Source organism: Streptomyces sp. NPDC048481 (assembly GCF_043200075.1).
Lineage (GTDB): Bacteria > Actinomycetota > Actinomycetes > Streptomycetales > Streptomycetaceae > Streptomyces.
In genome coordinates this window covers 288,281-303,349 of sequence record NZ_JBICXC010000005.1, presented here as the reverse complement: position 1 = coordinate 303,349, position 15,069 = coordinate 288,281, and the positions used below count along the sequence as shown (strand labels likewise).

General features: G+C 73.7%; 11 protein-coding genes. 7 read left to right on the top strand and 4 right to left on the bottom strand.

Annotated elements, in window-relative coordinates:
* Nucleotides 1-153: 153 nt before the first annotated feature.
* On the bottom strand, nucleotides 154-3,174 hold the full coding sequence (locus tag ACGFSH_RS18270; protein ID WP_393349611.1) for a BTAD domain-containing putative transcriptional regulator: 3,021 nt from the start codon (nucleotides 3,172-3,174) through the stop codon (nucleotides 154-156).
* A gap of 207 nt (nucleotides 3,175-3,381) precedes the next feature.
* On the opposite strand from ACGFSH_RS18270, the gene ACGFSH_RS18265 reads away from it, so the two are divergent.
* Both ACGFSH_RS18265 and ACGFSH_RS18260 read left to right on the top strand, forming a co-directional pair.
* Complete coding sequence (locus ACGFSH_RS18265; protein WP_393349609.1) at nucleotides 3,382-4,644, top strand: amidohydrolase family protein; 1,263 nt, start codon at nucleotides 3,382-3,384, stop codon at nucleotides 4,642-4,644.
* A 44-nt stretch (nucleotides 4,645-4,688) separates the two neighbouring features.
* Complete coding sequence (locus tag ACGFSH_RS18260) at nucleotides 4,689-5,564, top strand: LLM class F420-dependent oxidoreductase (RefSeq protein WP_393350050.1); 876 nt, start codon at nucleotides 4,689-4,691, stop codon at nucleotides 5,562-5,564.
* Nucleotides 5,565-5,623: 59 nt separating this feature from the next.
* On the opposite strand, the gene ACGFSH_RS18255 is transcribed toward ACGFSH_RS18260, so the two are convergent.
* Nucleotides 5,624-7,114 carry a M1 family metallopeptidase gene (locus ACGFSH_RS18255; RefSeq protein WP_393349607.1) on the bottom strand — a complete coding sequence of 497 codons (1,491 nt, stop codon included), beginning with the start codon at nucleotides 7,112-7,114 and terminating at the stop codon, nucleotides 5,624-5,626.
* A 179-nt stretch (nucleotides 7,115-7,293) separates the two neighbouring features.
* On the opposite strand from ACGFSH_RS18255, the gene ACGFSH_RS18250 reads away from it, so the two are divergent.
* From ACGFSH_RS18250 to ACGFSH_RS18235, 4 genes are all read left to right on the top strand, one after another.
* A complete protein-coding gene (locus ACGFSH_RS18250; RefSeq protein WP_393349605.1) occupies nucleotides 7,294-8,064 on the top strand; it encodes an SDR family NAD(P)-dependent oxidoreductase in 771 nt (256 codons plus the stop codon).
* A 108-nt stretch (nucleotides 8,065-8,172) separates the two neighbouring features.
* On the top strand, nucleotides 8,173-9,291 hold the full coding sequence (locus ACGFSH_RS18245; protein WP_393349603.1) for an LLM class flavin-dependent oxidoreductase: 1,119 nt from the start codon (nucleotides 8,173-8,175) through the stop codon (nucleotides 9,289-9,291).
* Between the two features lie 146 nt (nucleotides 9,292-9,437).
* Nucleotides 9,438-11,168 (top strand): amidohydrolase family protein, encoded by a 1,731-nt coding sequence (locus ACGFSH_RS18240; RefSeq protein WP_393349601.1) that lies wholly within the window; start codon nucleotides 9,438-9,440, stop codon nucleotides 11,166-11,168.
* Nucleotides 11,165-12,658 carry an aldehyde dehydrogenase family protein gene (locus tag ACGFSH_RS18235; RefSeq protein ID WP_393349599.1) on the top strand — a complete coding sequence of 498 codons (1,494 nt, stop codon included), beginning with the start codon at nucleotides 11,165-11,167 and terminating at the stop codon, nucleotides 12,656-12,658. Before ACGFSH_RS18240 ends, ACGFSH_RS18235 begins: the two co-directional genes overlap by 4 nt.
* A gap of 7 nt (nucleotides 12,659-12,665) precedes the next feature.
* Here the strand turns inward: ACGFSH_RS18235 and ACGFSH_RS18230 are convergent, their stop codons facing one another.
* Nucleotides 12,666-13,067 carry a nitroreductase/quinone reductase family protein gene (locus ACGFSH_RS18230; RefSeq protein WP_393349597.1) on the bottom strand — a complete coding sequence of 134 codons (402 nt, stop codon included), beginning with the start codon at nucleotides 13,065-13,067 and terminating at the stop codon, nucleotides 12,666-12,668.
* A 633-nt stretch (nucleotides 13,068-13,700) separates the two neighbouring features.
* A complete protein-coding gene (locus ACGFSH_RS18225) occupies nucleotides 13,701-13,937 on the bottom strand; it encodes a hypothetical protein (protein WP_393349595.1) in 237 nt (78 codons plus the stop codon).
* A gap of 267 nt (nucleotides 13,938-14,204) precedes the next feature.
* Here ACGFSH_RS18225 and ACGFSH_RS18220 point away from each other — a divergent pair, with 267 nt between their 5' ends.
* Nucleotides 14,205-15,050, top strand: a complete 846-nt coding sequence (locus tag ACGFSH_RS18220; RefSeq protein ID WP_393349593.1) for an LLM class F420-dependent oxidoreductase — start codon at nucleotides 14,205-14,207, stop codon at nucleotides 15,048-15,050.
* The last annotated feature ends 19 nt before the right edge of the window (nucleotides 15,051-15,069 follow it).

Below are 15,069 nucleotides of genomic sequence, written 5' to 3'. Positions count from 1 at the left end.
TCACCTTAGGCGGCGCCCTGTGGCCTGATCCACAAGACCCCTCCCGGCTGCGCGGCCGTCGCGCCGAGCCGTCTGCCCCCCGACGCGACGGTCCGGCTCCCATGACGGTGCCGCACGGCGATAAACGAATGATGAACGCCCCCGCACGGCCCCTCAGCCGACCGGCGCCGACGCCAGCAGCGAGCGTACGTCCGCCGCCTCGGGCGACTTCAGCGCCTCGAACGCCGCCAGCGCCTCCTGCCAGCACACCCGGGCCCGGTCCAGCTGGCCCACGCCGTGCAGGCCCCGGCCGAGGGCGGTCAGGACGTTGGCGCGCCGCCACTCCCCGCCGATGCCGTGCAGGACGGCCAGGGCCTGTTCCGCGCAGGCGGCGGCGCGGGCCGGGGCGTCGTCGGCGAGATGCAGCTCGGCGAGCCGGAAGAGCGTCATGCCGTGCCACAGCTGCTGCCGGGCGTCCTGGAACATGCCGAGCGCGTCGGTCAGCGCCTCCAGCGCCAGCGCGCTCTCCCCGGCGCTGGTCAGCGCCAGTCCCAGCGCATACTTGCCGTTGGCCAGACGCAGCGCCATGCCGGTGTCGTCGCGCTCGTAGAGGGTGACGCCCTGCCGGGCCAGCGAGACGGCGCTGTCGATGCGGCCGGTCGCCAGATGCACCCGGGACAGGTTGCACAGCGCGCTGGCCTCGCCCGGCGAGTTGCGGTCGGCGCGGAACGCGGCCAGCGCCTCGGTGAGATGCCGCTCCGCCTCGGCGTGCCGGCCGGTGTAGAGGGCGAGGATGCCCTGCTGGTTGGGCGCCTGCGCGCAGACCACCGGGTCCCCGGCGGCCAGGCCCAGCTTCAGCGCCGCGGCCGCCTCCCGGTCGGACTCGGCGAACTGTCCGGAGACGCCCAGGATGTGACTGTGCATCAGCCGGGCGCGGCCTTCCGCGTAGGGGTCCCCGGTCCGCTGGGCGGCCGTGACCACCGCGGTGGCCGCCCGCACGTACTGGCGCGAGCCGCTCCCCGACTCTCCGAGGTCGACGGCCGCGAGGAGCAGGTCGGCCGCGCGCCGCAGCATGCCCGCCGTGCCTGCCTGCTGCACCGCCGCGAGCAGCCCGCTGGCCTCGGCGAACAGCCAGTCCAGCGCCCGGCCGCGGTCGGCGAACTCCAGGCCGGGGTAGCTGCCGCGGCTGAGATGGTCGAGCACCCGCTCCCCGGGCCGCTCGATCGCGTAGACGCCCGTCGCGGTGGCCAGGTAGAAGTCCAGCAGCCGCGACATCGCGGCCTCCGTCCCCCGCTGCCCGGCGGGCGCCCCCGCGGCGGCCGGCTCCTCGTCGCGTTCCGCGCAGGCCCGCGCGTACAGCCGCACCAGGTCGTGGTACCGGTAGCGGCCGGGGGCCGCGGACTCCAGCAGGGAGGTGTCCACCAGGGACTCCAGCAGGTCCTCCGTCTCCTCCGGCGGCAGGTCCAGGACGGCGGCGGCCGCGGCGAGGGAGACGTCCGGGCCGTCCGCCAGGCCCAGCAGCCGGAACGCGCGCGCCTGGGCCGGCTCCAGCGCGCCGTAGCCCAGTTCGAAGGTCGCCTTCACGGCGAGGTCGCCGGCCTGGAGCTCGTCCAGCCTGCGCCGCTCGTCGGCGAGCTTGGCCGCCAGCACCGACACCGTCCAGGTGCGGCGGGCCGCGAGCCGGGACGCCGCGATGCGGATGGCCAGCGGCAGGAAACCGCAGGCCGCGACCACGTCCAGGGCGGCCTCGCGCTCCGACGCCACCCGCTCCTCGCCGACGATGCGGGTGAACAGGGCCAGCGCCTCGTCCGGGGACATCACGTCCAGGTCGACGAGATGGGCGCCCGCGAGATCCACCATCCGCACCCGGCTGGTGACCAGCGCCGCGCAGCCCTCGGTGCCGGGCAGCAGCGGCCGTATCTGCGCCGCGTCCCTGGCGTTGTCGAGCAGCACCAGCACCCGGCGCCCGTCCAGCACCGAGCGGTACAGCGCCGCGCGCTCCGCGAGGGAGTCCGGCACCGCCGAGTCGGGCGTGCCGAGCGCCCGCAGGAACGAGCCCAGCACCGTCTCCGGGTCGGCCGCCCGCGCGCCGGCCCCCTGGAGGTCGACGTACAGCTGCCCGTCGGGGAAGGCGGAGCGCGCCCGGTGCGCGATGTGCACGGCGAGGGTCGTCTTGCCGACGCCGCCGATCCCGGCCAGCGCCGACACGGCCATGACCCGGCCCGTCCCGTCGCCCCCGCCGGGCCCGGAGGCCGCCGCCAGCACCTCGCTCAGCTCCCGCACGAAGGACGAGCGCCCGGTGAAGTCGGGGACGGTTGCGGGCAGTTGGGCGGGCCGCACCTGCGCGACCGTGGGCTGCTCGGCGGGCGCGGACGGCTCGGCCAGCTCCGGGTCGGCCTGGAGGATGCGGCGCTGCAGCTCGCGCAGACCCGCGCGCGGGTCCACCCCCAGCTCCTCCGCCAGCAGCCGCCGGGTGTCCGCGTACACCGCGAGCGCCTCCGCCTGCCGCCCGCTGCGGTACAGCGCCAGCATCAGCAGCTCGCGCAGCCGTTCGCGCAGCGGGTGCGCGGCCGTCAGCGCCGTCAGCTCCGAGACCGCCTCCGCGTGGCAGCCCTGCTCCAGGTCCATGTCCAGGCGGGCCTCCAGCAGCCCGAGCCGCCACTCCTCCAGCCGGACGCGCTGGGCCTCCGCGTAGGGCCCGGGGACGCCGGCCAGCGCCTCGCCGTCCCACAGGCCGAGCGCCCGGTTCAGCACCTCGCGGGCCCGGCCCAGGTCGCCGGCGGCCCTGGCCTTCTCCGCGTCGGCCGCGAGGTCCTGCGCCACCGCCAGGTCCAGGGCGCCGTCGCCGAGCCCGCGCACCGCGTACCCGCCCGACTCGCTGACCAGGACGCGCGGGTCCAGCGCCTTGCGCAGCCGGGAGGCGTACGTCCGCACCGCGGCCAGCGCCTGGGAGGGCGGGTCCTCGCCCCACAGGGCGTCGATCAGTTCGGCGGCCGTGGCGGTGCGGCCCTCGCGCAGCAACAGGGCGGCGAGCAGGGCGCGTTGCTGGGGGGAGCCGGTGGCGAGCTGCTCCTCGCCGCGCCGGGCGCGCACCGGGCCGAGCACGTCGAAGCGCAGCGCGGCCGGCTCCCCGGGGGGACCGGGGCGCCTCTGCTGCGGCACACGCGGGCCGCCGTGCTCTGCGCGGTCGTCCATCAGGGCTCCCCTTAGGCATCCGAAGTACCAGCCCAGTTTGCCCTGTCCGCGCCAAGTGCGTCAGCTGCGCGAGACGCCGATCACAGCGCGGATCGCGGGAGTTCACCGCCCCCTCACAGGATCGGCGCGCACATCAGGTCGCAGTCGATCACCGCCGGACGCCACAGGTTTACTGACGGACCGTCAGATCGGCGCTACCGTGCCCCCATGGACACCTCAGCGACCGCCCCGCCCGCCGTCCCGCCGGCCCCCGCGCCGCTCCCGCCGATCATCTCCGTCGACGACCACACCGTGGAGCCGGCCACCGTCTGGCAGGACCGTCTGCCGAAGAAGTACCTCGACACCGGACCTCGCGTCGTCCGGGCCCCGCTGAAGGAGATGACCTTCCTCGGCGGCCGCTTCAAACCCGTCATGGGCGAGCCCGGCGACGACGGCCCCGTCGGCGACTGGTGGGTCTACGAGGACCTGCGACGCCCCCTGACCCGCCTGGACACCGCCGTCGGCTTCAGCCGGGACGAGATCAAGCTGGAGGTCATCACCTACGAGCAGATGCGCCGGGGCTCCTACGACGTGCCCTCCCGGCTCGCCGACATGGACGTCAACCACGTCCAGTCCGCAGTCTGCTTCCCCACCTTCCCGCGCTTTTGCGGCCAGACCTTCACCGAGGCCGCCGACCGCGAGCTCGGCCTGCTGTGCGTGCGCGCCTACAACGACTGGACGGTGGAGGAGTGGTGCGGCCCCGAAGCCCATGGGCGGCTGATCCCGCTCACCCTCGTCCCGCTGTGGGACGCCGAACTGGCGGCCGCCGAGGTCCGGCGCAACGCCGCCCGCGGGGTGCGCGCGGTCGCCTTCTCCGAGATACCCCCGCACCTGGGCCTTCCGTCCGTGCACACCGACTACTGGGACCCGTTCCTCGCCGCCTGCGACGAGACCGGCACGGTCGTGGCCATGCACATCGGCTCGTCGAGCCGGATGCCCTCCACCTCCGCCGACGCCCCGCCCGCCGTCGGCTCCACCATCACCTTCGCCAACTGCTGCTTCTCCATGGTCGACTGGCTGATGAGCGGCAAGTTCGAGCGCTTCCCGAACCTGAAGGTGATGTACGCGGAGGGCCAGATCGGCTGGATCCCCTACATCCTGGAGCGGGCCGACGTGGTGTGGGAGGAGAACCGGGGCTGGGGCGGCGTCGCGGACAAGGTGCACCGGCCGCCGTCCGAACTGTTCGCCGACCACGTCTACGGCTGCTTCTTCGACGACGCCTTCGGACTGCGCAACCTCGACTCCGTGGGCGTGGGCAACGTCCTGTACGAGACCGACTACCCGCACTCCGACTCCACCTGGCCGAAGTCGCGGGAGGTCGGCGAGGCGCAGATGGGCCACCTGGCCCCGGACGTGGTCGAGCGGATCGTCCGGGGCAACGCCATCGACCTGCTCGGGCTCACCGAGGACGGCCTCTGGAGCCCCCGGTGAGTCTCGACTACGGCATCCAGCTGCCGGTCCAGTCAGGGTCGACGATGTTCGCCGAACCGTGGGAGGCCGACGCCGGGCCCGCCGACCTCGTCGAGATCGCCCGCGCCGCCGACCGGTCCGGCTTCGCCTACGTCGCCGCCTGCGACCACGTGGCGATCCCGCGCCGGCTGGCCGACGCCATGAGCACCGTCTGGTACGACCCGGTGGCCACCCTCTCCCACGTCGCGGCCGTGACCACCCGCGTCCGCCTGCTCAGCCACGTCGCGGTCGTCGGCCTGCGCCACCCCCTGCTGACGGCCAAGCAGTACGCCACCCTCGACCATCTCAGCGGGGGCCGCCTCGTCCTCGGCGTCGGCGCGGGGCACGTACGCGAGGAGTTCGAGGCGCTGGGCGCGGACTTCGAGCGGCGCGGCGCGGTCCTGGACGAGACGATCGACGCCCTGCGCGCCGCCCTCGGGCCCGACGAGTTCCCCGCCCACCACGGGAAGACGTACGACTTCGAGGGACTCGGCCAGCGGCCCCGCCCCGCCCAGGCCCGCGTCCCCCTCTGGGTCGGCGGCTCCTCCCCGGCCGCCGTGCGCCGCGCCGCGCTGAAGGGCGACGGCTGGCTTCCGCAGGGCGACCCGAGGGACCGGCTCCCCGCACAGATCGAGCGCATCCGCCGGCTGCGCGCCGAGGCCGGGATCGAGGAGCCGTGCACGATGGGCGCCATCACCGAACCCCTCTACGTCGGCACGCCCGCCTGGGACGTGGGCCGCCGCACCCTCACCGGGCCGCCGCGCGCCCTCGCCGAGTCCCTGCGCGCCTACCCGGCGATGGGCGTGGACCAGATCCAGGTCCGCTTCCGCTGCCGGACCCGCACCGAACTCACCGACCAGATGGCCGCGTTCGGGGCCGAGGTGGGGCCGTTGCTGCTGTAGGGACCGCCCCCTCCCGTGCACGCGGGGCGATACCGGGCCCTCCCGCCGGACGGCTCTCCTCACCTCCGGGACGGTTTCCTCCCGCCGTAGAGCCATGCGTCGAAGAGACCGGTCAGGTCCTTCCCGGACGTCGCCTCGCACAGGGCGACGAACTGCCGGGTGTCGGCGTTGCCGTACCGGTGGCGACGGGTCCAGGTGCGGAGGATGCGGAAGAACGTCTCGTCGCCGACGGCCTCGCGCACCTTGTGCACGACCATGGCGCCGCGGCCGTAGACGGGCGGGTCGGAGACGAGGGCCGCGCTGGGCGGGTCGGCCGGGGGGAAGGCCCAGATGCCCTCGCTCTCGGGGTCCGTGCCGTCGTAGAAGTCGTCGAAGATCTCGTCGGCGCCTCTGCCGCCCCGGTCCTCCTCCCACAGCCACTCCGCGTAGGTGGCCAGGCCCTCGCTGAGCCACATGTCCTTCCACCGGCGCGGGGTGACGGAGTTGCCGAACCACTGGTGCGCCAGCTCGTGCACGAGCAGGGCCTCGTCCGGGGCCTCGCCGAAGTAGGGCCTGGTCTGCGTCTCCAGGGCGTAGTCCAGCTCGGGCAGGTGGTCGACGACGGCGCCGGCGGAGGAGAAGGGGTAGGGGCCGAACCGTTCGCCGCCCCAGCCGACGATCTCGGCCACCTGAGCCGCGACATCGCCGGCCTGCGCCGACTCGGCGGGGTCGACGGCGACGTAGACGGGCAGTCCGTCGTCGGTCGAGGACTCGTCGACGTCGAAGTGGCCGATGGAGACGTGGGCGACGTAGCCGGCCATGGGCTCTTCGGTGCGCCAGTGCCGGGTCACCGTCTCCCCGTCGTCCCGCTGCGCGACCAGGGTGCCGTTGGAGACCACGTCGTAGGGCTCGCCGTCCGCGTCCTTGGGCACGGTGACGGTGATGTCGTACGTGGCCTTGTCCGAGGGGTGATGGTTGCCCGGGAACCAGGTCATGGAGCCGGTCGGCTCTCCCAGGGCCGTCGCGCCGTCGTCGGTCTCGATCCAGCCCTCCAGACCGTCTTCGTCGCCTTCGTCGCCCTCGTCGCCTCCGAGCGTGCGCGGGGTGCCGTCGTAGGTCACGACGGTCTCGAAGGTCTCGCCCTTGCCGACCGCCCTCACCGGCGTGACCAGCAATTCGCCGGCACTGCGCCGAATCCGTGCTTCGTCGCCCCGCACCGTGACGGTGCGCACCCGCAGCCCCGACAGGTCGAGGTCGAACCGGCTCAGGTCCTGGGTGGCCCGCGCGGTGATGACGGCCGTGCCCTTCAGACGGTTGGTCTCGGGCACGTAGTCCAGGGTCAGCCCGTAATGGGCCACGTCGTATCCGCCGTTGCCGAGCCCCGGGAACAGCCGGTCGCCCACGCCGGCCGCACCGGGCCGCGGCCCCCCGCCTGCGCCGCCGTCCCCCGGTGCGGAGCCGGTGCAGGAGGTGGTCACGGCCAGGAGGAGGGCGGTGGCCGGAACCCAGCCGCGCAGCGGGCCGGAGGCAGCCGGCCGGGACCGACGGCTCTTCACCGCGGGAGGTTTCATGTCGTGTCCCTCGTCGAGAGCGGGGTTGCGGTACGTCAGAAAGCCGGGACGGCACTTTGGTTGCCTCGGCGGCGGCGGAAGTCCGGATCGGGCCGTTCGCGGGCTCACAGCATCTGACGCATCGTCAGATACAGCGCTACGATGCTCAGCTCCAGTGATGCGATGCGAAGGGGTTCGGCATGGGCAAGCTCGACGGACGCGTCGTTCTCGTGACCGGCGCCGCGCGCGGCCAGGGGGAGCAGGAGGCCCGGCTGTTCCGGGCGGAGGGCGCCGAGGTGGTGGTCGCCGACGTCCTGGACGAGCAGGGCGCGGCCCTCGCCGAGGAGATCGGCGCCCTGTACGTGTCGCTCGACGTCGGCAGCGAGGAGTCGTGGCAGGCGGCGGTGGGCGCCGTGCGGGAGGCGCACGGCCGGATCGACGGACTCGTCAACAACGCCGGCATCCTGCGCTTCAACGCCCTGACCGACACGCCGCTCGACGAGTTCATGCAGGTCGTGCGGGTCAATCAGGTGGGCTGCTTCCTCGGTGTCAAGACCGTCGCGCCGGTGATGGCCGACGGCGGCACCATCGTCAACACGGCGTCCTACACCGCGGTGACGGGGATGGCGGCCGTGGGCGCGTACGCGGCGAGCAAGCACGCGATCCTCGGCCTCACCCGGGTCGCGGCCCTGGAACTCGCGCCCCGCGGCATCCGGGTCAACGCGATGTGCCCCGGCGCGGTCGACACCGCCATGTCCAACCCCTCCCTGCTCGACCCGGAGGCGGACCGGGAGGAGAGCGCGAAGGCCGTCGACGGGCTGTACCGCAAGCTCGTGCCGCTCGGCCGCATCGGCCGGCCCGAGGAGGTCGCCCGGCTCGCGCTCTTCCTCACCTGCGACGACTCCTCCTACATCACCGGCCAGCCGTTCGTGATCGACGGGGGCTGGCTGGCCGGGGTCAGCATCATCTGAGGGAGTGTCAGCTATTGACCCGCCATGCGACGGGTGCGACAGTCGGGCCATCGATCTGACGAGGTGTCAGAAACAGCGGAACTCCAGAACCGGGGACGGTGAACCTCCTTGGAATTCGGGCTCTTTGTACAGGGATACGTGGGCAAGCGCGGCGAGACCGACCCGCTCGCCGAACACAAGGCGCTGATGGAGGAGACCGAGTACGTCATCCAGGCGGACAAGTCCGGCTTCAAGTACGCCTGGGCCTCCGAGCACCACTTCCTGGAGGAGTACTCGCACCTCTCCGCCAACGACGTCTACCTCGGCTACCTGGCCCACGCCACCGACCGCATCCACCTCGGCTCGGGCATCTTCAACCCGCTCGCGCAGGTCAACCACCCGGTCAAGGTCGCCGAGAAGGTCGCCATGCTCGACCACCTCACCGGCAACCGCTTCGAGTTCGGCTCCGGCCGCGGCGCCGGCTCGCACGAGATCCTCGGCTTCCTCCCCGGCATCACCGACATGAACCACACGAAGGAGATCTGGGAGGAGACCATCGCCGAGTTCCCCAAGATGTGGCTCCAGGACGAGTACGCGGGCTTCCACGGCAAGCACTGGCAGCTGCCGCCGCGCAAGATCCTGCCGAAGCCGTACGGGAAGTCGCACCCGGCGATGTGGTACGCGGCCGGCTCGCCCCCGTCGTACGCGATGGCCGCGAGGAAGGGCCTCGGGGTGCTGGGCTTCAGCATCCAGAAGGTGTCCGACATGGAATGGGTGCTGGAGCAGTACAAGACGGCCGTCGTGAACGCCGAGCCCATCGGCGACTTCGTCAACGACAACGTGATGGTGACGACGACCGCGATCTGCGCGCCCACCCACGACGAGGCGATCCGGATCGCCGTCGAGGGCGAACTGCACTACCTGCCGTCCCTGGTGTTCCGCTACCACGACACCTTCCCGCGCCCCGAGGGCTTCCCCGTCTGGCCGGAGACGCTGCCCGAGTACAACGCCGAGTTCGTCGAGCTGCTCATCGAGGAGGAGCTGCTGATCTGCGGCGACCCGGACGAGGTGACCCGCCAGTGCAAGCGGTGGGAGCAGGCCGGGGCCGACCAGCTGTCCTTCGGGCTGCCGGTCGGCGTGCCCAAGGAGGAGACGCTCCAGACGATCCGGCTCATCGGGGAGCACGTCATCCCGAAGATCGACACCGATCCCGTGCACCGGACCACCCGGTTCCGCCAGGGCGCGTAGTCGCCGTCCCCGTCGCCGCCGGGGTGCGGGCCGGTGCGCGGCCGCGAGCCCGTCGTGGCCGGTCGCGCCCGCGTGGCGGAGCCGCACATCGACCCGGCCCCGCGCCCGAGCGGTGCCGCCCGCGGCGGAGTTGAGGAGGATCTCCCATGCTCGATCACGTCATCAGGGGCGCGACCGTCGTCGACGGGACGGGCGCGCCCGCGGTCGTCGCCGACGTCGGGATCCGCGACGGGCGGATCGCCGTCGTCGGCACGGTCGCCGAGGAGGCCCGCGGCGCCGAGGACGCCGCCGGGCTCGTCCTCGCGCCCGGCTTCGTCGACCCGCACACCCACTACGACGCCCAGCTGTTCTGGGACCCGTACGCCACCCCCTCGCTCAACCACGGCGTCACCACCGTCGCCGCCGGGAACTGCGGCTTCACGCTCGCCCCGCTGCACCCCGGCCGGCCCGAGGACGCCGACTACACGCGCCGCATGATGTCCAAGGTGGAGGGCATGTCCCTCGTCGCGCTCGAGGAGGGCGCGCCCTGGAACTGGCACGGCTTCGGGGAATACCTCGACGCGCTCGAAGGGCGCATCGCCGTCAACGCCGGTTTCATGGTGGGGCACTGCGCCCTGCGCCGGTACGTGATGGGACCGGACGCGATCGGCGGACAGCCCAGCGAGGAGCAACTGGACGAGATCGTGCGGCTGTTGCACGAGGCGATGGAGGCGGGGGCGTGGGGCTTCTCCACCACCCAGTCGTCCACCCACTCCGACGGCGACGGCCGGCCGGTCGCCTCCCGGCATGCCCTTCCCGACGAGCTGCTGGCGATGTCGCGGGCCGTGGGCGAGCACGAGGGCACCCAGATAGAAGCCATCGTCGCCGGCTGCCTGGACCAGTTCAGCGACGCCGAGATCGACCTGCTCGTCGACATGAGCGCGGCGGCGGGACGGCCCCTGAACTGGAACGTCCTCACCGTCGACGCGGCCGTCCCGGAGCGGGTCCCCCGGCAGCTCACGGCGAGCGAACGGGCCCGCAAGGCGGGCGGCAGGGTCGTGGCGCTCACCATGCCGATCCTCACGCCGATGAACATGTCCCTGGGCACGTTCTGCGCCCTGAACCTGATCCCCGGCTGGGGGCAGATCCTGAGCCTGCCCGTCCCGGAGCGCATCGCGCGACTGCGCGACCCGGCCGTGCGGGCCGAGATGCTGCGGCGTGCCGACTCCCGGGAGGCGGGCGTCTTCCGGCGGCTCGCCGACTTCGGCCGGTACGTCGTCGGCGACACCTACAGCGCGGCGAACGAGGGCCTCACCGGCCGGGTCGTCCGGGACGTCGCCGCCGAACGCGGCCTCGACCCGTTCGCCTGCCTGGTCGAGATCTGCGCGGCCGACGAACTGCGCACGGTCCTGTGGCCGATGCCCACGGACAACGACCCCGACTCGTGGGCCCTGCGCGCGCGGACCTGGAGCCACGAGGACGTCCTGCTCGGCGGCTCCGACGCCGGCGCGCACCTGGACCGCATGTGCGGCGCGCCCTACACCACCCGCTTCCTGGGCGACTGCCTGCGCGGGCGGAAGCTGGCCGGGCTGGAGGAGGCGGTGAAGATGCTCACCGACGACCCGGCGCGACTGTTCGGCCTGCGGGAACGGGGCCGGATCCGGGAGGGCTTCCACGCGGACCTGGTCCTGTTCGACCCGGAGCGCATCGACGCGGGCAAGGCCACCCTGGTGCACGACCTGCCCGGCGGCAGCCCGCGGCTGGACTCCCGGGCGATCGGCGTGCGGGCCGTCTGGGTCAACGGCGTGGCCGTCATCCGCGACGACGCGGTGACGGGCGCGGTGCCGGGACGGGTGCTGCGCTCGGGCCGCGACACCCGCACGGTGAGCACCGCATGAGCCGGGAACCGGACGGCGGGCAGCGGCTGTTCGTGGACGGGGCGTGGGTGGAGCCGGACGGCGGCCACTACGAGGTCGTCGACCCGGCGACCGAGGGGACCGTCGGCCGGGCGCCGGAGGCCTCGCCGGACCAGGTGCGGGCGGCCTGCGCGGCGGCCCGTGAGGCGCTCGGCCCGTGGTCGCGCACCCCGCCGCAGCAGCGGGCGGCCGTGCTGGCCCGGGCCGCCGACCTCATCCGGGGCCGGCTCGTGCCGTACGCCGAACTCGCGCGGGCGGAGAGCGGCGCCACCACCGCGACCGCGCGGGCGATGCAGGTCGGGGTGGCCGCGGCCCGCTTCCGCCGGTACGCGCGCGTGGAACCGGCCGAGTGGCCGATCGCGCCGCAGGTCAACGAGGCCGGCGGGGGTGCCTCCCCCGCACTTCAGGCGGCGGGTGCGGGCAAGGCGGGCGTCATGGGCGCGCTGGCCGTGCGCCAGCCGGTGGGTGTCGTCGCCTGCGTCACCTCGTACAACAATCCGTGGGCGAACCCGGCGGGCAAGATCGCGCCCGCCCTCGCCATGGGCAACACGGTGGTCGTGAAACCGGCCCCGCAGGACCCCCTGTCCGTCTACCGGATGGCGGAGGCGCTTGAGGAGGCGGGCGTCCCGCGCGGGGTCGTCAACGTCCTGTCCGGGCGCGCGGTCGCGGTCGGCGAGACGGCCGTGTCGTCGCCGGACGTCGACATGGTGAGCTTCACCGGTTCCACGGCCGTCGGACAGCGCATCGCCGAGGTGTGCGGGCGGCAGATGAAACGCCAGCTGATGGAGCTGGGCGGCAAGGGCGCGGCGGTCGTCCTGGACGACGCGGACCTGGCCTCGGCGGTGGCCGGCATCGGCACCACGTTCTCCTTCTACAGCGGCCAGATCTGCACGGCGCCCACGCGGGTGCTGGCGCAGCGCGGTGTGTACGACCGGCTCGTGGAGCAACTCACCGCCTATGCGGGACGGTTGAAGGTGGGCGATCCGCGGGAGGCGGACACGGTCGTCGGCCCGGTGATCTCGGCCGCCCACCGGGACCGGGTGGAGTCGTACGTCGAACTCGGCCGCAAGGAGGGCGCGGTGGTCGTAGCGGGTGGTGAACGCCCGGCGCTGGAAAGGGGCTTCTACGTCGCCCCGACCGTCCTCGCCGACTGCACCAACGACATGCGGGTGGCCCGTGAGGAGATCTTCGGCCCGGTGGTGGTCGTCGTCCCCTTCGACGACGAGGAGGAGGGCGTCGCCCTCGCCAACGACAGCGACTACGGCCTCATCGACTACGTGTGGTCCGGGGACGTGGCGAAGGCGTTCCGGGTGGCACGGCGGCTGCGGGCCGGCGGTGTCGGGATCAACACCGTGGGCCGCAACATGGAGGCGCCGTTCGGCGGCTTCAAGAAGAGCGGGGTGGGCCGCGACGTCGGCTCGTACGCGCTGCACGCGTACAGCGAGGTGCAGGCGATCGTCTGGCCGGGGTGAACCGTCCCTACACCCGGTCGTGCAGGTCCACCCGCACCGTGAGCAGTCCCGTCCCGAGCGCCCGCACCGCCGCGCTGTTGGCGCGGGGCAGGGTGCGCAGACGGGCGACCGGGTCGTCCTCGGGCATCAGGTGGGCCGTCCCGGCGTGCCACCGTCCGCGGATGCGCACCCGCACCCGCGGATCGGCCTGGATGTTGCGGACGTACTGCGAGCGCTCCCCGAACTCCGAGACGAGCCAGAACGCGTCGCCGACGCGGCGGCCGCCCAACGGGGTGCGCCGGGGCCGGCCGGAGACGCGGCCGGTGGTCTCCAGGAGGGTGTGGAACGGCAGCCGGCGGGTCAGGGGGTTGGCGAGGTACCGCTGGAAGGCGGTGGTCGCACGGAAGCGGAGGTCGCTGGAACGGGCCATGGTCCGGGGGCTCCTTCGCGGACAGGGGTGTCGTGCCCATGCTCCCCGACGCCGTCGGCGCGCGGACGGCGGGCTGCCGCCCCCGCCGGCCGGCCGGGCGGGCGGGTCCTGAACTCCGGGCGACTGTTGGCCTCCCGGGGTTCAGGACCGGTGATCGAGGAGACGGGGGAGCCGACGGCCGCCGGGCCGGGCCGGATCGCGGGAGCGGCGGTGTGCGCCGTCACGCTGCCGGCGGGCTGTGCGTCGGGCTCCGGCGTGGACGCCCCCACCAGCCACCGCACGCAGGACACGACCGTCTCCGCCGAGGTCGGCGAGCGCCTCACGCTCTCCGTGCTGGAGAACGCCTCCACCCGCGAGCACCGGTCCGTCGTCGCGCCGCGCCCGGACGCCTCGGTGGTCCGCACCGCCGGCCCGCGCCACGAGTCCGCCGACGACGGGAAGTCGGCCGGCGGCGGCACGCTCGTCCTCGCCTTCGAGGCCACGGGCGCGGGCAGCACCCGGATCACGCTGCTGCACTGCATCTTCCCCACGGCCGGGGCGGCGGCCTGCGGCGGCGCGAGCCCGTCCGCGCCCCCGCCGCCCGAACCGGCACGGATCACCTATCGGGTCACCGTGCGCCGACGGCTGCGAAAGTCACTGCCGGGCCGCACTCGTGGTCACGATCTCGACGGCGGTCCGCAGCGGTGTCCCGGCGTGCCCGAGCAGCGCCCGGGTGACGGCGATCGCCGCGATGACGCCCACCCGGCGCTCGGCCAGGAACGTCTGGACGGCCTCCATCCCCTCCCGTTCGAGGACCGGGCGGCACTCCTCGACCAGCGCGGTCCAGCGCGCGGCCTCCTCGGGGCGCAGCCCGCTCATGTGGTCGAACACGATCTCCACCTCCCCCTGCCGGGCCCACCGGACCTCCCTTCCGTTCAGGCCCGGTTGACGTGCCGGGGCCCGTCGGCCCCGGCGTCGGCGTCGTCATCGTAGACGCGACGCACGTAGCGGCGCCGACCGTCGGCGCTCCCGCTCCGGAACGCTCCGCAGTGAATGCCGACCAGTCGGTATGGACACGTGCCGCGTCTCCCGGTACAGATGAGGGCGTCGCCCGCGACGACGCCGTCGACGAAGCCGTACGCAGTGAAAGGGCCGCCCATGCGCATCGCCGTCACGATCTTCCTCACCGACGAGACGATCACCCCCACCCGCCTCGCCCGTGAGCTGGAGGAACGCGGGTTCGCCGGCCTCTATCTGCCCGAGCACACGCACATCCCGGTCGAACGGACCACCCCGTACCCGGCCGGCGGCGAACTGCCCCGCGAGTACGGCCGCACCCTCGACCCCTTCGTCGCCCTCGGACAGGCGGCGGCCGTGACGCGCACGCTCGGGCTGGGCACCGGCATCACGCTCGTCGCCCAGCACGACCCCATCGACCTGGCCAAGCAGATCGCGACCGTGGACCACCTCTCCGGCGGGCGGCTCACCCTCGGCCTCGGCTACGGGTGGAACGTCGAGGAGGCCGCCGACCACGGCGTCCAGTGGCGGACCCGGCGCGAGCTGGTCCGCGACCGGATGCGGCTGATGCGGGCGCTGTGGGCGGACGAACCGACCGCGTACGAGGGCGAGTTCGCCGCCGTGCGGGCCAGCACGGCGTACCCCAAGCCCGTGCAGAAACCGCGCGGCCCGGTCAGCGGCCCCCGCACCCTGATCGGCGGGGCCGCCGGACCCAAGCTGTTCGCCCACATCTGCGAGTACGCCGACGGCTGGCTGCCGATCGGCGGCCGCGGCCTGTCCGAGTCGCTGCCCGTGCTGCGAGCCGCCTGGGCGGACGCGGGCCGCGATCCGTCCGCCCTCCAGATCGTGCCGTACGCCGTCCACCCGTCCCCCGGCAAGCTCGCGCACTACGCCGAGCTGGGCATCGAGGAGGTCGTGGTGCAGCTCCCGCCGGCGGGCGAGGCGGAGGTGCTGGGGCTGCTCGACGGGTTCGCCCCCTTCCTCTAGGCAGCGGCGCCGGGCATGG